This window comes from Aeromonas sp. FDAARGOS 1410 (assembly GCF_019048745.1).
In the GTDB taxonomy this organism is placed as follows: Bacteria; Pseudomonadota; Gammaproteobacteria; order Enterobacterales; family Aeromonadaceae; genus Aeromonas; species Aeromonas jandaei.
Genome location: NZ_CP077401.1, coordinates 3,614,032 through 3,631,304, shown reverse-complemented (window position 1 = coordinate 3,631,304; position 17,273 = coordinate 3,614,032). Strand labels below are relative to the sequence as shown.

At 58.9% G+C, this 17,273-nt stretch carries 19 protein-coding genes; 6 read left to right on the top strand and 13 right to left on the bottom strand.

The annotated features are described in order from the left end of the window. Nucleotides 1-15: 15 nt before the first annotated feature. From I6L40_RS16850 to I6L40_RS16840, 3 genes are all read right to left on the bottom strand, one after another. A complete protein-coding gene (locus I6L40_RS16850) occupies nucleotides 16-1,200 on the bottom strand; it encodes a hypothetical protein (protein WP_216994614.1) in 1,185 nt (394 codons plus the stop codon). Between the two features lie 77 nt (nucleotides 1,201-1,277). Beyond that, on the bottom strand, nucleotides 1,278-2,117 hold the full coding sequence (locus I6L40_RS16845) for a hypothetical protein (RefSeq protein WP_208737959.1): 840 nt from the start codon (nucleotides 2,115-2,117) through the stop codon (nucleotides 1,278-1,280). 376 nt (nucleotides 2,118-2,493) lie between these two features. Then, nucleotides 2,494-3,531 carry a Mal regulon transcriptional regulator MalI gene (locus I6L40_RS16840; protein ID WP_103252222.1) on the bottom strand — a complete coding sequence of 346 codons (1,038 nt, stop codon included), beginning with the start codon at nucleotides 3,529-3,531 and terminating at the stop codon, nucleotides 2,494-2,496. A 291-nt stretch (nucleotides 3,532-3,822) separates the two neighbouring features. Here I6L40_RS16840 and malX point away from each other — a divergent pair, with 291 nt between their 5' ends. Then, entirely contained in the window at nucleotides 3,823-5,394 is a 1,572-nt protein-coding gene (gene malX / locus I6L40_RS16835; protein ID WP_216994613.1) for a maltose/glucose-specific PTS transporter subunit IIBC, read from the top strand. 87 nt (nucleotides 5,395-5,481) lie between these two features. Then, on the top strand, nucleotides 5,482-6,672 hold the full coding sequence (locus I6L40_RS16830; RefSeq protein ID WP_216994612.1) for a MalY/PatB family protein: 1,191 nt from the start codon (nucleotides 5,482-5,484) through the stop codon (nucleotides 6,670-6,672). A gap of 86 nt (nucleotides 6,673-6,758) precedes the next feature. Here the strand turns inward: I6L40_RS16830 and I6L40_RS16825 are convergent, their stop codons facing one another. The 10 genes from I6L40_RS16825 to ascN all read right to left on the bottom strand — a co-directional run bounded on the left by I6L40_RS16825 (nucleotide 6,759) and on the right by ascN (nucleotide 15,210). After that, nucleotides 6,759-7,940 carry a hypothetical protein gene (locus I6L40_RS16825; protein WP_201911966.1) on the bottom strand — a complete coding sequence of 394 codons (1,182 nt, stop codon included), beginning with the start codon at nucleotides 7,938-7,940 and terminating at the stop codon, nucleotides 6,759-6,761. Nucleotides 7,941-7,943: 3 nt separating this feature from the next. Further along, the gene (locus tag I6L40_RS16820; RefSeq protein WP_216994611.1) at nucleotides 7,944-8,372 is read right to left on the bottom strand and encodes a type III secretion system chaperone; all 429 of its coding nucleotides are present in this window, start codon (nucleotides 8,370-8,372) and stop codon (nucleotides 7,944-7,946) included. 116 nt (nucleotides 8,373-8,488) lie between these two features. After that, nucleotides 8,489-9,547 (bottom strand): SctU family type III secretion system export apparatus subunit AscU, encoded by a 1,059-nt coding sequence (gene ascU / locus I6L40_RS16815; protein ID WP_042031509.1) that lies wholly within the window; start codon nucleotides 9,545-9,547, stop codon nucleotides 8,489-8,491. Then, nucleotides 9,544-10,332, bottom strand: a complete 789-nt coding sequence (sctT, locus tag I6L40_RS16810) for a type III secretion system export apparatus subunit SctT (RefSeq protein ID WP_216994610.1) — start codon at nucleotides 10,330-10,332, stop codon at nucleotides 9,544-9,546. Before sctT ends, ascU begins: the two co-directional genes overlap by 4 nt. Next, entirely contained in the window at nucleotides 10,329-10,595 is a 267-nt protein-coding gene (ascS, locus tag I6L40_RS16805) for a SctS family type III secretion system export apparatus subunit AscS (protein WP_033113185.1), read from the bottom strand. The genes sctT and ascS overlap by 4 nt, the downstream gene beginning before the upstream one ends. Before the next feature lies 1 nt (nucleotide 10,596). Then, nucleotides 10,597-11,250, bottom strand: a complete 654-nt coding sequence (ascR, locus tag I6L40_RS16800) for a SctR family type III secretion system export apparatus subunit AscR (protein WP_029302711.1) — start codon at nucleotides 11,248-11,250, stop codon at nucleotides 10,597-10,599. Further along, a complete protein-coding gene (gene sctQ, locus I6L40_RS16795; RefSeq protein ID WP_216994609.1) occupies nucleotides 11,247-12,173 on the bottom strand; it encodes a type III secretion system cytoplasmic ring protein SctQ in 927 nt (308 codons plus the stop codon). Before sctQ ends, ascR begins: the two co-directional genes overlap by 4 nt. Next, entirely contained in the window at nucleotides 12,170-13,423 is a 1,254-nt protein-coding gene (locus tag I6L40_RS16790) for a type III secretion system needle length determinant (protein WP_216994608.1), read from the bottom strand. Before I6L40_RS16790 ends, sctQ begins: the two co-directional genes overlap by 4 nt. A gap of 6 nt (nucleotides 13,424-13,429) precedes the next feature. Next, entirely contained in the window at nucleotides 13,430-13,891 is a 462-nt protein-coding gene (locus I6L40_RS16785) for a type III secretion protein (protein WP_216994607.1), read from the bottom strand. Continuing rightward, nucleotides 13,888-15,210 (bottom strand): SctN family type III secretion system ATPase AscN, encoded by a 1,323-nt coding sequence (gene ascN / locus I6L40_RS16780; protein ID WP_033113180.1) that lies wholly within the window; start codon nucleotides 15,208-15,210, stop codon nucleotides 13,888-13,890. The genes I6L40_RS16785 and ascN overlap by 4 nt, the downstream gene beginning before the upstream one ends. A gap of 191 nt (nucleotides 15,211-15,401) precedes the next feature. On the opposite strand from ascN, the gene sctW reads away from it, so the two are divergent. Genes sctW through ascX form a run of 4 tightly spaced genes read left to right on the top strand, consistent with a single transcriptional unit; the run spans nucleotide 15,402 to nucleotide 17,272 of the window. Beyond that, nucleotides 15,402-16,280: a type III secretion system gatekeeper subunit SctW gene (sctW, locus tag I6L40_RS16775; protein WP_042031505.1), complete on the top strand. Its 879-nt coding sequence runs from the start codon at nucleotides 15,402-15,404 to the stop codon at nucleotides 16,278-16,280. Then, nucleotides 16,261-16,542, top strand: a complete 282-nt coding sequence (locus I6L40_RS16770) for a TyeA family type III secretion system gatekeeper subunit (protein ID WP_033113178.1) — start codon at nucleotides 16,261-16,263, stop codon at nucleotides 16,540-16,542. The genes sctW and I6L40_RS16770 overlap by 20 nt, the downstream gene beginning before the upstream one ends. Beyond that, nucleotides 16,539-16,910, top strand: a complete 372-nt coding sequence (gene acr2 / locus I6L40_RS16765) for a SycN family type III secretion system chaperone Acr2 (RefSeq protein WP_071910853.1) — start codon at nucleotides 16,539-16,541, stop codon at nucleotides 16,908-16,910. Before I6L40_RS16770 ends, acr2 begins: the two co-directional genes overlap by 4 nt. Then, entirely contained in the window at nucleotides 16,907-17,272 is a 366-nt protein-coding gene (ascX, locus tag I6L40_RS16760) for a type III secretion system protein AscX (RefSeq protein WP_071910855.1), read from the top strand. Before acr2 ends, ascX begins: the two co-directional genes overlap by 4 nt. The last annotated feature ends 1 nt before the right edge of the window (nucleotide 17,273 follow it).

Genomic DNA, 17,273 nt, shown 5'->3' with positions numbered 1-17,273 from the left:
TCAAATAGATGTTATTTAAGTTATTCGACTATAAGTTATACCTTTCATAACTCTCTGGACTTGAAGTAAATTTCTGGCGTCAACAATTTTCAGAATTTCCACATCCGTGTAATTCAGTGCGCTTAATTCACGAATTTTTATAACTTGTTCTACAGAGAGTCTTTCATCTGAACTACAAATAACCTTTGCAGCGTATTCTTTATCTTTCCATAAGTTGCTTATAAATAAGTTTGCTATACCAGCTTTGGGGTGAAGCTTCTGGTATTCCTCGATTGCAGCATCTCTTTCTGATAGTGAAACCTTGTCTTGTTTTAGTAAACTGTGTTTATAAAGGTATTGCATGCCTTTAAATCCACCAGGAATCATATTTAGCGAACGATTATCCTTCATAAGTCGATCTACCATTGTTTCCTCCCATGCCATTATTTGCTCATAAGAGTGATCATTTACAATTAACTCGCTGCTTAATAATATATTTTTGTTTCCAGTAAACTCCCGCCAAGTCTTATGGAATAGCTTGTTACTCCCTGCTTTTATCTCACGAAAGTGTTCATTCATCCGCTTGAGCCAATCTCGGCTAGTTACTCCAATATATACATATTCATTTTCAACTCTTCCATTGTTATCTAAAAAAGCAATTTTATGGCAATAGCCAGAGTGCTGATTTTCAACTTTCGGAAAATCTTTCATTATGTATTGTAAAGGAAATGATATTGCCCAAGGTGTGCCTTCAAATTCATCTACGATTGCATGTATAACTATCCTAGATTCATCCTTTGTTCTTTTGTATTCATCAAAGGCAAAGTAAGGCTTTACTTGAGTTGTTACCGCCCTACCTGGGATGCATTGATGTACAACATCAAAATCCAAATCATTAAATAAGTTCCATTTTCCTTGCTGATAACATCGATTTGAATTAAGCAACTTATCAGCGATGCCTTTTAAAGCTGTGGGAACATTATATATATCTGATTGATATGCACCATTAGCATCCATGATACTTATTCCGGTGTCATTCATGGCGGTTAAGAAACACTCTAATAGATATGAAAAGCTTATGATGGAAATTGGTGACCATTTCCCCATTATTTTCTTTACTGCATCAGGGTCTATGTATCGGTATTTATGTTTTTTAGCATTTTTAATGGTATTTGCTAGTTTGATAACTTCTTTATCTATTTTGTTGGTTTTTCTTGACATTGTCTTTGTCAATAAATTTGGCAATTTAAATGCTCTCGATTATATAATTTAAATATGGGTTTTGATAGTGCCCTTGACTATTTGCTTTGTTGCTTATCAATAGTGTTAGACTTTATCCTTGGAATACATATTGCTGGAGTAAACATGTATGAATCATTATTTTTTGTTGCAATGACAATTTCATTCTCATTGATGACAATAACCTTCGAATCATTGTTTTTAATTTCACATCGGGAATGTTTTACTGCTTCTAGGTTATAAATGAACCATTTAGTCCATGACTCTACCCTCTTACCATATGCAGGCATCATATCACTACCAAAAGATAGGAAACTACCAATAACTAATGGATAAATGATTAATCTTGATATGAATGTCGCTTTTGGATAACACTCTTTTGGGACAATTGTCATAAGATTAAAGCATTCGTCATCTTTTAGGTTTTCTAATGTAGATGCAATAATCAGATAGAATTGACCAAATATAAAGATCCCAATAAATAATAAAAAGCTAAATCCTAAAATAAAAACAGGTATTAATAATATAGATGTAAATGTAATTGAATTAGTTAGCTTTGATGAATCAAAAGCAATAACATCATTTACTAACTGAGATGCAAGAGCATATGAAATGGTAGTGCACATGGCATAACTTATGAGAATGATGCCTTTTCCAATAAAAGTATCCCAAACTTTTCCATATAAAAGTAACAAGTCGGAAATGATGCCAAATAATAGTAGTAAAAATGAAAAACATATAAATGCAATTGATGCTTTACTCATCGATAAAATATAAAACACTAGCGTCGGAAAAATAAGGATTGTTCCGAAAAAGAAAAATTTTTGGCTGCGGTTGAGGTTTTTACAAAGAGTTTGGCTTTTTTTAAATAAAATGGTTAGGAGTTGTTTAAAACTCATAAAATTTACCTAATGGTTTATTGCATATGCGGCCCTGCCATATCAGCACTCATCTCGCTCTGGCAGGCCAAACAATGTTTATATATTGGGTATTGTTTTGCACTAACTATCCCACACCACGCTACCGCCCGTGGATTACAGCCTCCAGCCTGCTGCTGTTTTCCGGCGATGTGGTGGATGGCGAAACGGCTGCACAGGGTTATCTCTGCAAGAGTGGTTGCCAAGTGGAGCATATTAGTCGAGAGAGGAGCAGGGTAAAACCGCAGTCGGGCAAAAACCTGCCAGAGATCAATAAATTACTTATTAAGCGGCTGCTATTCGCCCGCTTGGGACAGTGACCGCAGGTAGAGCGTTGCCCCTACCTGTGCGCCACAACTCAGGCCGACTCCCGTTTTTGCAGGTTGGGGGTGATGATATGGCGGTTGGGGGCGAGCTCGGGTTGCTGCATCCGAGTCAGCAGTCGTTTTGCCGCCTGACGGCCGATTTCGCGGGCCGGTGAGCTGACGAAGGTGAGGGCGGGGGAGGTGAGTTCGGCCTCCGCCACATCGTCAAAGCCGAGCAGGGCTACCTGCTGGCCGATGTAGTTGTCCTTGCCCACGGTGCGGCCGCTCGCCTCGACGCCATAGATGGCGCCGAGCGCCACCTCGGGGTAGTGGCAGAGCACGGCGGTCACCTTGGGGTGCTGGTGCAGCAGCTGGGCGATGGTGTCGGCGGCGCTGCGCTGGGTGCGCTCGCACTCCAGTACCCACTCCGGTTTGAAGGGCAGGCCATATTGCAGCAGGCTGGCGCAGTAGCCGCCGATCCGCTCGGCGCGGGTGAGGGAGTCGGCCCGCCCGCCGACGTAGGCGATATGGCGGTGGCCCTGCTCGATAAGATAGGTGGTGGCCTGCTTGGCGGCGTGGGTGTTGTCAGGGCCGATAAAGTCCACGTCATCCCGATAGTAGGAGCGGGCGGCGCACACCACCGGCAGTTCGGAATCGAGCAAGGTCTCCAGGGTTTTGGCCGCCGCGCCGCGCACAGGATTGAAGATGATGCCCGCCACCCCCTGCCGTGACAGGGAGTGGATGCTCTGCTGCAGCCGCTCCGGGCTGTGGCCGCACTGGGTCAGAAACAGCAGATAACCCTGCTGCTCCAGCACCTCGCTCACCCCGGCGGTCACCTCGGTATAGAAGGGGTCGGTGATGTCGCGCAGGATCAGCCCCACCAGATTGGACTGCTGGCTGCGCAGGTTGGCGGCGGCGCTGTTGGGCACATAGTCGAGCTCTTTTATCGCCTGTTGCACCCGCTCGGCGGTGGCCGGCGAGATGCGCCCCTTGCCGTTGAGCACCATGGAGACGGTGGTGACCGACACTCCCGCCCGCTGGGCGACGTCGGTGATCTTGGTGGCTTTGGCAGAGAGGGATTTGGGCGACATAGGGCGAACGGACGACGGACAGTTGAAAGCGAGGCTCAAGCATACCTGCTCATATGCCCAAGTGAAACGTTACATCACCATCTGGCCGATCCGGCTCACAAATTTGGATCCTGCTGCCAGCCAGCCCCCTTATTCTGTGATCCTGTCGGCACTTGTAAATTGATAAAACGTTTTATCATCCAGCAAAACCTGATGCTGACCCGCGCCTTTTGCTTCGAGATTGCTTCGAGATTGCCTCGAGCGGGGGAGGGCAGCCGCAGATATTGCTGTCTATTCACAAGGAGCCGTTTCATGGCCAAGCCTCAAGCCAAATCCACCATCTGGGAGTTCCTGCAGAGCCTCGGCAAGACCTTTATGTTGCCGGTCGCCCTGCTGGCCTTCTCGGGCATCCTGCTCGGTGTCGGCAGCTCGCTCACCAGCGATGCGGTCAAGCAGAGCATGCCCTTTCTCGACAATACCGTGCTGCAACTGCTGTTCCTCTGGATGACCAAGGTGGGGCTGGTGGCCTTTATCTACCTGCCGGTGATGTTTGCGGTGGCCATTCCGCTCGGGTTGGCGCGGGAAGAGAAGGGGGTCGCAGCCTTTGCCGGTTTCGTCGGCTATGCGGCGCTCAACCTCTCCATCAACTTCTACCTGACCGTGGCCAACGTCATCGGTAACGCGGCGGCGGAGAAGGCCTACGGGGTGAAATCGATCCTCGGCATCAGCTCCATCGACACCGGGATTCTGGGGGCCATCATCGTCGGGGTGATCGTCGCCAAACTGCACGCCCGTTTCTACACCTACAAGATGCCCGATGCGCTCGCCTTCTTCGGCGGTGCCCGCTTCGTGCCCATCATCACCGCGCTGGTGCTGGGGGTGGTCGGCTTGGTCGTGCCGTTCGTCTGGCCCTGGTTTGCTGCCGGCATCAACGGTATCGGGGCGCTCATCTCCCACGCCGGTCCCTTCGGCCCCTTCCTGTTCGGTACCGGTGAGCGTCTGCTGCTGCCGCTCGGCCTGCACCACATTCTGGTGGCGCTGATCCGCTTTACCGAAGCGGGCGGCACCCAGCTGGTATGTGGTCACGAGGTGAGCGGCGCCCTCAATATCTTCTACGCCGAGCTCTCCTGCGCCGATACTTCCGGCTTCTCGGTCTCTGCCACCTCCTTCCTCTCGCAGGGCAAGATGCCTGCCTTCCTCGGCGGCCTGCCGGGCGCGGCGCTCGCCATGTATCACTGCGCTCGTCCGGAAAATCGCGGCAAGATCAAGGCGCTGCTGGTCTCCGGTGTGGTGGCCTGCGTCATCGGTGGTATCACAGAGCCGCTGGAGTTCCTGTTCCTGTTCGTGGCGCCGGTGCTCTACGTCATTCACGCCATCCTGACCGGTCTGGGCTTTATGACCATGGGGCTGCTCGGTGTCACCATCGGCAACACCGACGGCAACCTCATCGATTTTCTGGTGTTCGGCGTGCTGCAAGGCACCGCTACCAAGTGGTATCTGGTGCCGGTCGCGGCCGCCATCTGGTTTGCCATCTACTACAGCGTGTTCCGCTTCGCCATCGTGCGCTTTAACCTGAAAACCCCTGGCCGCGAGATTGAAACCAGCGAAGCTGCCCAGCCTGCAGGCAAGAAGGCCGGCAACAGCGGTTACAACGGTGAAATCATCCTCAACGCCTTGGGCGGTGCCGATAACATCCTTGCGCTCGATAACTGCATCACCCGCCTGCGGATGTCGGTGCAGGACATGAGCCGGGTCGATGACAAGGTATTGAAAGCAAACGGCGCCATCGGGGTGATCAAGCTCGACGAGCACAACCTGCAGGTGGTGATCGGCCCGCAGGTGCATCTGGTGAAAAACCAGCTGCAGAGTCTGATGGGGGCCTGAACCGGCCAATAAGATCCGAACGGGGGGCGCAAGCCCCCCTTGTTTGCCTCTCCCAATATGTCTCCTGTTTATGGAGGGAGAAACTTCATGCACGATATTTATGACTTCGACCATGTGGTCGACCGCCACGGCACCTACTGTACCCAGTGGGACTATGTGGCCGACCGTTTTGGCCATGCCGACCTGCTCCCCTTTACCATCTCCGACATGGATTTCGAGACCGCCCCCTGCATTCGCCAGACCCTGGCAACCCGCCTTGAACACGGGGTATTTGGCTACAGCCGCTGGAATCACGACGACTTCAAGGGGGCGGTGAGCGACTGGTTTGCCCACCGCTACGGCGCGAGCCTCGACCCCGAGACGCTGGTTTACGGCCCCTCGGTCATCTATGTGATTGCCCAGCTGGTGAGCCTCTGGTCGGCGCCGGGCGAAGGGGTGCTGGTGCATACCCCCGCCTACGATGCCTTCGGCAATATGCTGACCGCCAACGACAGGGTGCTGCTGCCCTGTCCGCTCAAAAAAGCAGAGGGGAGTTACCAGATCGACTGGGAATGTTTCGAGCAACAGGCAGCCCGCCCCGATTGCCGGATTTTACTGCTCTGCAGCCCCCACAACCCCACCGGCCGGGTCTGGACGCGGGATGAACTGGGCCGGATGGCCGCCATCTGCCAGCGCCATGGGGTCAAGGTCATCTCGGACGACATCCATATGGATGTGAGCTTTGCTCGCTACCTGCCGTGGAGCGAGGTGGCGCCGGATGACCACTGGGCGTTGGTGAGCTCGGGCTCCAAATCCTTCAATATTCCGGCCCTTGGCGGCGCCTACGCCTTTATTGCCAACGCCGGGGCGCGCGCCGCCTATCTGCAACGGCTCAAGGCGGCCCATGGCCTATCATCGCCGCCCATTCTCGGGGTGCTGGCCCATATCAGTGCCTATCGCGATGGCGCTGCCTGGCTCGATGCCCTGAAAAGCTATCTGCACGGCAACCTCGCCCATGTGGCGGCGCGGCTCAACGCCGCCTTCCCCGCCATTGACTATCGGGTGCCCGAGGGAACCTATCTCGCCTGGATTGACTTGAACGGCCTTGGCATCGACACGACCGAGCGGATGGATGCGCTGCAAGCCTTGCTGGTGGAGAAATACCGGGTCGCCATCATGCGCGGCGACACCTACGGCCCGGAAGGCACAGGTTATATCCGCCTTAACGTCGGTTGCTCGCGCTCGAAAGTAGATCAAGGACTCGACGCCCTGATCGGCGCGCTGGGGGAGGTGGGGTAGGGCAAATCCATTCAAGGTGAAAAAAGAACGGGGCCATCAGTGATGGCCCCGTTCTTTTGGCGGGTCTGTGGGACAGGAGAATCCTGTCAGAGCGTCAACAGTTGCGCCTCGATATGGCTCCAGTGAGCGAAGGCATTGTTGTCGCCATAAAGGCGCGCCAGACCTTCGGCAAAGCTCTCCTCCAGTCCCGGTTCGTAGTTCCCTTTTGGGCCCGCCTGCTGAAAGTAGGCATCCCCCAGCTTGTGATAGTCGTTGTACCAGGCCGCATAGAAGGAGCTGTCCTGACTCAGGTTGGCGCCTGTGGTGCTGGCACCCACCAGACGATCGATGGAGTGGCCAAATTCGTGCAACACCAGATTGGCCGAGCCGTGGTGGCTACCCACTTGCCATTTGCCCGAGCGATCCTGCTCCATGGCAATAACGGTCTCTTTGCTGCCGCCGAAGGCACCGACACCCGGCAGCTTGTCCCACCCGCCACCACCATGACCACGGGCGCTCGTTCCGGCCAGATGGGTATGGTAGGTGGTCACATTGTCATGGGTGACCCGGATCGTCAGCCCTTCGGCATCGGCCTGCTTGAGCAGGTTCATGGGCAGCTTGGCCAGTTCGATGGCAACGGCGCGGGCTGCCTGACTGTCGACCGGGCTCTTGGCGTTGAGTGTGACCATGGTGATGGCTTGCTGGAAGCGGGCTACTTCGCCGGAGTTGAGCAGCTGGCCGATGGTCTCGATATGGCGCGGGGTCAGCATCCCCTTGCTGTGCATGAAAGAGGGGAGTTTCTCGTCGAGCAGGGCGAGCGTTTGCTCGCCATGTTGCCGGGTGATGGCGCTGCGCAGCTGCTCATGGGTGCGAATATCGGGGGCGAGCCCCTGAGCGCGGGTAGCTGAGGCGAGCTGCTGTTTGCGCAGGTCGGCGACTTGCTGCAACTCTTGCGAGCGTTCGCTCTGGTGCCGGGCCCCGAGGGTGAGTTCGTTGTGCAGCTGACGCACATCCGCCACCGTCACTTTGCCGCTATCTGCCTGTACGCTGCGCAGCAGGCTGCCAGCCTCTTCCGTGCTCATGCCATATTCCCGGCTCATGGCGGTGATCACCTGGGCAATGGCGGCGTCCCGGTGAGCCAGCCTGTGGCTCTCGACGGAGACCAGCCCCTTGCCCTCCTTGAGGTAGAGATTGCCATTGCTGGCACGCAGCTCCTGCTGGCTGCCGGCGGAGGATAAGTGGAGGTCACGATAGAGTGACGTCAATGAGGTCGCTGAGGTGGTATTCATGAGTTATCCCTTGATGGCAGACAGCATAGTGAGAGAGCCGGGTTCGGGCAGGGTTGGTTGGCACGGCGCAAGCAGTCGCAATTGCCACTCCCGTACCAGTTGCAGGAAGTTGAAAGTCACGCTGGCCAGCGCATCGTCATCTGCGATGGCGATCGGTAACTGCATCAGCAGGCGCTGGTTGCCGGTCAATCCCATCACCATGCCTCCCGTGGTGGTCAGCAGGCCGTTATAGCTGAGCAGCAGCGGCAGCCAGCGGGGATCCAGCTCCCGGTCATCGGGGCGGCAAGCCAGCACCATGCCGGTGTCGGTTCGGGTGATTTGCAGGGCGAGACCATCCGTGGCAAGCAGCAGCCACTCGTCGGCAGAGAGCTGATTGAGCTGGTCGGCATCGAGCTGTCGGGCAAGCCGGGTTAGTAGAGTATCGAGATCCATGCACATCTCTGGGTTGATGATTGTGATGCACAGGATCGCAAAAAGAGGGATCGGCCGGATATTAACCCGGGTCGCGGTTTTTTAGGTGATGCGCTCTGGTGATCACCCGCAAGGGGTTACCACTGCGGCCCTTCGCTCTGGCGCCACTGCTCCAGCCAGCGCAGTACCTCGGCGGTCGCTTCGATCTGGTCGGCGGGGATGTAGTTGTTGATCAGCGCATCGCGATAGAGGGCGCGGGCCAGCGGAATGCGCTGCAGCACCGGGATACCCTCCTCTTCGGCAATCTTGCGCACCAGCAGCGCCTGGGCATCGGTGAACTTGAGGGTGACCACTGGCAGTGGCGTTTCTCCCCGCTCGTAGCGAATGCCGATGGCGATATGGGTCGGGTTGGCGACGATGACCGAGGAGCGCTTCACATCGGCGCGCATGTTGCTCGATTGCAGCTCCTGATGGAACTGGCGGCGCTTGCTTTTGATCTCCGGGCTCCCCTCCATCTCCTTGTACTCCCGCTTCACCTCGTCCTTGCTCATCTTGAGCTGCTTGATGTGCTGGTAGTGTTCGAAGGCGTAGTCCGCGATGGCGATCACCACAAACCCCATGGCGCAGACCGCCATCAGCTGGCCCAGCATGCCCCCCAGTACCGGAGTGATGCAGCTCATGCCGCAGCCGGGCAGTTGCAGCATCGCCTGCAGGTTGCCCTCGATGGTGACCCATACCAGCAGGCTCAGGAGGCTCACCTTGAGCAGGGATTTGACGAACTCCATCAGGCTCTTGATGGAGAAGATCTTCTTGGCCCCCTCCACCGGATTGACATGCTTGATGTCGGGCTTGATGGACTCGCCACTCAGCAGAAAACCGTACTGGGCGATATGGGAGGCGAGCACCACCAGCGCCGACACCGCCAGGATCGGGATGCAGAGGTAGGCCATCTCCTGCATCAGATTCTCCACCACATGGTTGAGGGCCTGGGCAAAGGGGAGGTTGAGGTGGGATTCCGGGATCAGCATCAGCTTGCCCAGATGTTCGAGGTAGTAGTCGGACATCGCCATCAGCATGCCCACCAGACTGAGGATGATGGCGGTGGAGACCACCTCCTTGCTCTTGACCACCTGCCCCTTCTTGCGGGCATCGCGCAATTTTTTGGCGGTGGGCTGTTCGGTCTTCTCGCCGCTCATCGCGCCTCCAGAATGGGGGCAAGCAGTTGCAGCGGATCCATCACCGCCAGTACCTGGCGGTAGGCGTGATCCATCATCAGCTTGATGTAGATGACCAGCAGCAGGCTGGCGACGGCGCTTTTTATCGGCATCGCCAGTACGAAGACGTTGAGGGAGGGGGCGAAGCGGCTGATAAGGGCCAGCCCGAACTCTGCCAGAAACATGGCGATCAGCAGGGGGGCCGCCAGCAGGGCGCAGAGCAGCAGCATCTGGCTGAACTGGCTGTAGAAAAAGCTCACCCAGAGATCTCCGATAGCGGGAAAGAAACGGGTCACCGGCCAGCTGGCATAGCTCTGGAACAGGGCCGAGAGCAGGGCGAGAAAGGCGCCGCCGGAAAAGAAGAGGGTGATAAGCGTCTGGGTCAGCAGCAGACCGGTGGGGCTGGTCTGGCTGGCGAGGCTGGGGTTGAACAGGGACGCCATGGCCGCGCCGCGCTGGTTATCCACCAGAAAGCCGCTTGCCTCGACGGCCCAGAAGGGGATGGCGGCGACAAAGCCGATCAGCAGGCCGAGCAGCACCTCCTTGGCTATCAAGAGCGCCAGATCGAGGGCATCGATGGCGGGAGGCAGGGTGTCGGCCACCATGGGGTAGGCGAACAGCGCCAGCGAGCAGACCACGCCGTTGCGGATCATCGCCCCCCCCAGCATCTGCTTGCTCAATACCGGCAGCATGACGAAGCAGCTGATAAAGCGCGGCAGCAGCAGGGTGTAGGCCAGCATCTGGCCCTGCAGGCTCTCGAGGGTCATTGGATCTGCGGCACCTTGAGCAGCACCATGTCGGCAAAGCTGTAGAGCTCGTTGCCAAGCCAGGCGGTGGTGGCAAACAGGGTGATCACCACGGCGATAAGCTTGGCGACAAAGCCCAGCGTCTGCTCCTGGATCTGGGTCAGTGCCTGCAGCAGAGAGACAAGGGTACCCACCAGTGCCGCCACCAGTACCGGCGGCATCGAGAGGATCAGCACCAGCCAGAGGGTCTGGCTGGTGAAGTGGAGAATATCGGCGTGACTCATCCTAGCCTCCGTAACTGGTGACCAGCCCGTGGGTGAGGCGGGCCCAGCCATCGAGCAGCACGAACAGCAGCAGCTTGAAGGGGAGCGAGATGGTCATGGGGGAGACCATCATCATCCCCATCGCCAGCAGAATGTTGGAGATGATGAGGTCGATGGCGATAAAGGGCAGATAGATGAGAAACCCGATCTCGAAGGCGCGGCTCAGCTCGCTCACGGTAAAGGCGGGCAGCAGGATCAGCAGGCTGTCGGGCTCCAGCCGGTCGGCATATTCGCTGGGCCAGAGCTGCTTGGTGCTGTCGATGAAGAAGGCGTGCTCTCGCGGCTTGATCTGCTTTTTCAGAAAGGCGCGGTAGGGGGCCATCCCCTCGTCGAGAAACTTCTCTACCGACTCGGACTTGGCCAGCGACACCTCGTTCTGGCGCAGGTAATCCTGGGTGGCAAAGCCGACCGGTGCCATCACATAGATGCTGAGGATGATGGCCAACCCGTACATCGCCATGTTGGGGGGGATCTGCTGCACCCCGAGGGCGTTGCGCAGCAGCGAGAAGACCACCGCCAGCTTGACGAAGGAGGTGGCCATCACGGCGATAAAGGGGAGCAGGGCCAGCAGCGCCAGCCCGACGATAAGGTTTAGCTCGTCCGGCAGCTGGATCATGACGGCGACTCGCTCTTGAGGCTCTCGACCCGCACCCCGAGTCGCCCCTGGATCTCCACCAGCCGACCGTTGCCGAGCAGATGGCCGTTGCTGATGATCCGCACCTCGCCATCGATGGGGGCGCCGAGATCGATGAGTGAGCCCGGTTGCAGGGTGGTGAGGGTGTGCCAGTCCAGGGTCTGGCGGCCCACTTCAAAGGTGACCTGCACCGGCAGGTGCTCAAGCATAGTGGCATCGAGGGCATCATCGGGGGCGGCGTTGTGCATGGCGGTCAGTTCCAGATGTTGTGGATGGGGTTGGCAGTAGGCATAGGGGCGTCCCTCGATGCAGAGCAGCAGCTGCTGGCCGAGCCGAGGGTGGGGCGGCGGCAGCAGCACATCGCCACAGGTCAGTGTCTCGAGCTCGCTGATGGCCACGCCCATCGTCCCCCACTGCAAGGAGAGGGTGAGAGGGAGTGCCAGGCGTTGCTGGCCGGGTCGCGCAGGCAATTTGCCAAGCAGTGGCCCCGGCTCGGCCAGCCAGAGGGCGAGGGTCGCCCCCTCCCGCTTGAGCAGCAGTTGCAGCGCGGCCTCACCGGCCGCTTCGCAGGTGGTGTTCGGTATCAGCGCCGAGCAGCTGAGGCCGCCAAGGGGTTGCCCGAGGCGCTCGATCAGCGCCAGTTGCAGCGATGCTGGCAGACTGAACAGGGCGGCCTGTTGCAGGTCTGGCGCAAGCCAGCGGGCCAGTTCGGCGCCATGGCAAAACAGTGGCAGGGAGAGCCCCTGCCACTGCAGTTGCAACCGGCAGTCGAGGGTCGCCGGCAGCGGCGCGATGGCGAGCGTCAGCTCGCCGCCACTCCAGCCATAGTGATGGCGGCACTGGCTGAGCCGCTGCTGCAGGGTCAGCTCCGCCGCCGAGGCAGAGGGAAAGGCTATCGATGTCATGCGTCGGCATCCCACTCGTCATAGATGGATCGTTTCTGGCGCGACCCCTGTTCGCTGTCGCCCCGGGTAAAGAGGTCAAAGGCGATCCGCTCGCCGGGGTAGAGCCGTTGCAGGCGGTCGATCAGCTCGCCGCGTCCCTGATTGAGCAGCTGGGAACCCTGCTCGCTGGCCAGCATTTCCACCTGCAGCGAGCCCTGATGGTGCTCGATGCGGATGGCAAGCGCCCCGAGTGCGGGCAGGGTGAGCTGGAGCATGGGGGGGCGCTCCGGGCGACCCAGCTCAAGGTGAATATCCACCGCCAGTCGGCTGAGTAGTTGACCCAGCTCGTGATGATCGACGCGGGGGGCAACCCGTGCCAGCAGCAGATCCCCCGGAGTTGCGCTGATAGGTGGAACCCGGATGGCTGCGCTGGCAAAGCTCTCTTGCGCAAGCAACTCCTCTTCGCTGGTCGCAGATAGTTGTTCGGTAGGCTCGTCTGCTATCTGCAGCCGTTCCCCCACCTCAAACCGGGCGACCAGCTCGCTCTGCTCCTGCAGCTTGTGGCTATCGGTCAGCTGGCTGCTCTCCATTGGCTGTTCACTCTGCTCTCGTCTGATGAGTGCTTCGTTTGGCATAGCCAGTGGCATGTCAACGGGATATTCATCGACACGCTCTTGAGTGCCGGGATCGGTAGCTATGGGTCGTCTGTCGCTATTGGCCAGAGGAGGACGCTCCATTGGTAGCTCTACGGTATGTTCATCAAAGCACTCTTTGGTCTCAGGCTCGGTTGCGTTCAGCAACTCACGACCGCCAGCGACATCACGCGGTAACATCCAGGCCAGAGCAGCGGGTGCTGTCTCACGCCCTTGCTGCGCAGTGGGAGCCTGCCTGCCCTCACGTATCTGCGGCAAGGTCGCGGGGAGCGGCTGCGACTCCTGCCGATCGTGCCCCTCCGGCTTGTCATGCTGGTTTTTGCTGCGCGGGGCCGGGCGTGTCAGCCTTCTCTCCGCCAGCTCCTTCTCCTTGTCCGCCACTTTGTTGCTGGCAAGGGGGGCATCCGGCTTTGTCCGGCGGTGCTCATCCCGTTTGCCGATGGAGTTGCCGGTCAGCGCTTTGTGGTCCCGTGCTCTCTTCTGTTGTGCGGACTCGAGGCGCAGAGCCTGCTCGAAGCGCTGCTGCTGCGCCAGATCTGCCTTGTGCGGTTCGCGCGGCAAGCCTTGTTGTTCGTCAGCAACCCGGGGTTCTGCGCGGGGGGCGGTGAGTCGGTTCATCTCTGGTTACATCCTGATCTGCTGGCGGAACTCTTCCTGTTCCTGCTCTTCGTTGTAGTCGCGCAGGGCTTGCTGTGAGGCCAGCTCCTGACGGTGTAATTCGGCAAATTTCTGTTGCTGCTGGCGGGCGCGGTGTACCGCCTGCTGGCACTCCAGCAAGCGGATGCGCTCTTCAGCCACCCGTTCGCCCTGTTCGGCGGCCAGTTGCTCAAGGTGGGCCTCTTTCTCCCGCAGCAGGGCAACCTGTTGTTGCCACGCCTTGAGCCCCTTGCGATCGAGTTGCTCCGCCTGACAGATGGCAAATAGCCGATCTTCTTCGGCCTGGCGCCATTGGCGGTAGTCGAGGCTCTCCTGCTCTGCTTCGCGCTGGCGGATGCGGGCGAGTTGCAGCCGGGCCTGTTGCGCGGTGAGCTGCTGCTCGGCTCGCTCCAGCCGCAGGTCTTTTATTCGTTGCAGGCGGCCGATCATCGGGTCAGCGCCTCCAGGGTGGCGAGCGCCTCGGGCAGTGAACTCGGCTCATGGGTGCCCTGTTTCAGCCACTGGCGAATGGCTTCGATACGGGTGATCGCCTCGTCGGCCACCTTGTCCTGTCCCTTCTGGTATTCGCCGATCTGCAGCAGCAGTTCGACCTCTTCGTACTTGGCCAGCCAGCTGCGCAGTCGACCGGCTTGCGCCTGATGCCCGGGCGCGATGATCTGGTTCATCACCCGACTGGCAGAGCGCAGTACGTCGATGGCCGGGTAGTGGTTGGCCGCCGCCAGCTTGCGCGAGAGGATGATGTGGCCATCGAGGATCGAGCGGGTCTCGTCGGCCACCGGTTCGGTCATGTCATCCCCCTCCACCAGCACGGTATAGAGGGCGGTGATGGAGCCCTTGTCCGACTGACCGGCCCGCTCCATCAGGCGGGGCAGGGCGGCAAACACCGAGGGCGGATAGCCCCGTCGGGTCGGCGGTTCGCCGGCGGCCAGACCAATCTCGCGCTGGGCACGGGCAAAACGGGTGACGGAGTCCATCAACAGCAACACCCGCTTGCCCTGATCCCGGAAATATTCGGCGATGGAGGTGGCGACAAAGCCCGCCTTGGCGCGCTCCATGGCGGGGCGATCCGAGGTGGCCACCACCAGCACCGCCTTCTTGAGCCCCTCTTCCCCCAGATCTGCTTCGATAAACTCCCGCACCTCGCGGCCCCGTTCACCGATCAGCGCCAGCACGGTGACATCCACCTCGGCGCTGCGAATAAGCGACGCCAGCAGGGTACTTTTGCCGCCACCGGCGGCCGCGAAGATCCCCATCCGTTGCCCCTCGCCACAGGTGAGCAGACCGTCGATGGCGCGAATGCCCAGCGAAATGGGCTGCTCAATCCGCTTGCGACTCATGGGAGCGGGGGCATCGCGATAGACCGGATACCAGGCAGCTGGCTCCTGCTGCTGGCCGCCGCCAAAGGGGTTGCCAAGGCCATCGAGCACCTGACCGAGCAGGTGCTCACCAACCCCGACCTGATGCATGGCACCGGTCGGGCTCACCTCGGTGTTGGAGGAGATGCCGAACATCTCCCCCAGCGGGGTGAGCAGCGCCTGATGCTGGGCAAAGCCGATCACCTCTGCCTGCAGGGAGAGAGTGTTGTCGGGATTGCGCAGATGGCAGAGCTCGCCGATCCGCACGCCGGGCACCACCGCCTTGAGCAGGGTGCCGGTCACCTGGGTGACCCGGCCACGGATCTGGATCAGGCGGCACTCGTCGATGGCGTGACGCAGCTGGCCGGGAATGTGATCGAGGGAGAGGGACATCGGGAGATCTGCACCATTAAAAACGGTGGCCACTATAGGCGATGGGCGCACGCGGGGATTTCAGCGCGAGTCGGGACTTTTTAGAAAAGCGTTGCGAGCTGGCTAAAAATTCACGGCCGATTTTGGCATAGGCGCCCGAGGGCGATTTTTATAATGCCATCCTCGTCAATCCACTCATTACGGGAGCCGCCATGGCCACTATCCAGAGCAATCCCTATCTCCCCACCGCTCAACCTGAAGCCCGTGGCGCCGAGAATGCCCCCCGTCAGGTGCCCCTGCAGGGAGGACAGTTTCAGGGGGAGCAGGTCGTGCTGGCCAGCGCGACCCAGTCGCTGGGCGACATGGCAGAAGAGCTCACCTTCGTCTTTTCCGAGCGCTCCGAACTCTCCCTTGCCAAGCGCAAGCTGAGTGACAGTCAGGCCCGCATCAGCGAGATAGAGGCGCTGGTGGGGGACTACCTCGACAAGGTGCCGGAGCTCGAGCGCCAGCAGAAGATCAAGGAGATGATCAGCCACCTCGGCAGCGGCCGGCTGGCCAACCTCTCCCAGCTGCTGGCCTACCTCGAGAGCTACTCGGGGGAGGTTAGCGAGCAGTTCGAGGCACTTACCCAGGCACGCAAGGCCCTTGCCGGGCGCCCCGAAATGCGGGGTACGTTGGCACTTGTTGAACAGGCGCTGGCCAAACTGGCCGACGAGCAGGGCAGCGCCATCGTGCTGGGCGCCCGCATTACCGGCCCGGCTCAGGAGGCTGCCCGTGAGGGGCTCGGTCAGGTGCAGGATCTGCGGGATCTCTATCGCGATGCGGTGCAGGACTATCGCGCCCTCTCCACCGCCTGGCGCGATATTCATAGCCGTTTTGGCAACGGTGCGCTGGAGAAGGTGACCGGCTTCATGATGAAGGCCTTAAGCGCCGATCTCGACAGTCAGCAGCGCTGGCTCGACCCGGTCAAGCTGGAGCGGGTGATGAGCGACATGCACAAGCTGCGGCTGCTCAACACCCTCTCGGCCCAAGTGGACGAGTTGTGGCTGCGGGTGAAGGAGGGGGCGGCCCATGGCATACGGGCCTTCTGATCTGATGGGCGATCTCATTGCGCTGGTGGAGAAACGCTGGTCTTCGGTGCACGACGTGGAGCAGATCGGTGTCGCTCTGGAGCTGACGCAAACACATCAGCAGGTGCAGCTCTACCAGGAGCTCAAGCGGTTGATCCGCCTGCTGCCGGTGGAGCTGTTCAGCGAGGAGGATCAGCGCCAGAACCTGCTGCAGTGCTGTCAGGGGGCGCTCGATAACGCCATCGAGCGGGAAGAGGATGAGTTGTCCGGAGAGTCGTCATGAACTGGATTGAACCCCAGCTGGTGCAGTTTTGCCAGGATCTGGGCATCACCATCGGGGATAACCCCCACTACCTGATCCAGCTTGAGCTGGAGCAGAGCGGTACCCTGCAACTGGAGCGCCATCAGGGGCAACTGACGCTCTGGCTGGCCCGCACGCTGCCGTGGCACCAGAGCGGCGAGGCCATTCGCCGCGCCATGAGTTTCACAGCCGCCGCCCAGGCGCCCGCCCTGCCGGTGCGCTGCGGTTGGCTCGGGGAGGAGCGGCTGATCCTCTTCGTTACCCTCGATGAGCGGGCCGTGACCCTGCCGCTGCTCCATCAGGCGCTACGCACCCTGACCCGATTGCAACATGACGTGGTAGCGCCATGAGCCGGATCACCGCGGCCCATATCGGGATTGAGCAGCTCAGCGCCATCCGCCTCGACGAGCAGGAGCAGAGCCTGCCGGGGCGCTATGCCCTGCTGCCGGATGGCCACTCCATCGAACCTCACATCAGCAGACTTTATCCCGCCAATCTGGCGGAGCGCACCCTGCTCGACTTCGCCACCCCGGATCGCGGCTTTCACGATCTGCTGCGCCCGCGCGATTTTGCGCAGGCGATGGCGGGGCTGCGGGCCGTGCTGGTCGAAGGAACCACCCCCGAGCTGCAGGCGGCCAGTGAGCTGCTCGAGCAGCTGCACGGGGGTGAACAACTGATGCAGATGACCCTCCATCTGCTGCACAAGGTATGAC

What these genes read in the sequence shown, in the direction of transcription:
- I6L40_RS16850 (WP_216994614.1), bottom strand. Translation starts at nt 1,200, where the DNA reads ATGTCAAGAAAAACCAACAAAATAGATAAAGAAGTTATCAAACTAGCA.
- I6L40_RS16845 (WP_208737959.1), bottom strand. Translation starts at nt 2,117, where the DNA reads ATGAGTTTTAAACAACTCCTAACCATTTTATTTAAAAAAAGCCAAACT.
- I6L40_RS16840 (WP_103252222.1), bottom strand. Translation starts at nt 3,531, where the DNA reads ATGTCGCCCAAATCCCTCTCTGCCAAAGCCACCAAGATCACCGACGTC.
- malX (WP_216994613.1), top strand. Translation starts at nt 3,823, where the DNA reads ATGGCCAAGCCTCAAGCCAAATCCACCATCTGGGAGTTCCTGCAGAGC.
- I6L40_RS16830 (WP_216994612.1), top strand. Translation starts at nt 5,482, where the DNA reads ATGCACGATATTTATGACTTCGACCATGTGGTCGACCGCCACGGCACC.
- I6L40_RS16825 (WP_201911966.1), bottom strand. Translation starts at nt 7,940, where the DNA reads ATGAATACCACCTCAGCGACCTCATTGACGTCACTCTATCGTGACCTC.
- I6L40_RS16820 (WP_216994611.1), bottom strand. Translation starts at nt 8,372, where the DNA reads ATGGATCTCGATACTCTACTAACCCGGCTTGCCCGACAGCTCGATGCC.
- ascU (WP_042031509.1), bottom strand. Translation starts at nt 9,547, where the DNA reads ATGAGCGGCGAGAAGACCGAACAGCCCACCGCCAAAAAATTGCGCGAT.
- sctT (WP_216994610.1), bottom strand. Translation starts at nt 10,332, where the DNA reads ATGACCCTCGAGAGCCTGCAGGGCCAGATGCTGGCCTACACCCTGCTG.
- ascS (WP_033113185.1), bottom strand. Translation starts at nt 10,595, where the DNA reads ATGAGTCACGCCGATATTCTCCACTTCACCAGCCAGACCCTCTGGCTG.
- ascR (WP_029302711.1), bottom strand. Translation starts at nt 11,250, where the DNA reads ATGATCCAGCTGCCGGACGAGCTAAACCTTATCGTCGGGCTGGCGCTG.
- sctQ (WP_216994609.1), bottom strand. Translation starts at nt 12,173, where the DNA reads ATGACATCGATAGCCTTTCCCTCTGCCTCGGCGGCGGAGCTGACCCTG.
- I6L40_RS16790 (WP_216994608.1), bottom strand. Translation starts at nt 13,423, where the DNA reads ATGAACCGACTCACCGCCCCCCGCGCAGAACCCCGGGTTGCTGACGAA.
- I6L40_RS16785 (WP_216994607.1), bottom strand. Translation starts at nt 13,891, where the DNA reads ATGATCGGCCGCCTGCAACGAATAAAAGACCTGCGGCTGGAGCGAGCC.
- ascN (WP_033113180.1), bottom strand. Translation starts at nt 15,210, where the DNA reads ATGTCCCTCTCCCTCGATCACATTCCCGGCCAGCTGCGTCACGCCATC.
- sctW (WP_042031505.1), top strand. Translation starts at nt 15,402, where the DNA reads ATGGCCACTATCCAGAGCAATCCCTATCTCCCCACCGCTCAACCTGAA.
- I6L40_RS16770 (WP_033113178.1), top strand. Translation starts at nt 16,261, where the DNA reads ATGGCATACGGGCCTTCTGATCTGATGGGCGATCTCATTGCGCTGGTG.
- acr2 (WP_071910853.1), top strand. Translation starts at nt 16,539, where the DNA reads ATGAACTGGATTGAACCCCAGCTGGTGCAGTTTTGCCAGGATCTGGGC.
- ascX (WP_071910855.1), top strand. Translation starts at nt 16,907, where the DNA reads ATGAGCCGGATCACCGCGGCCCATATCGGGATTGAGCAGCTCAGCGCC.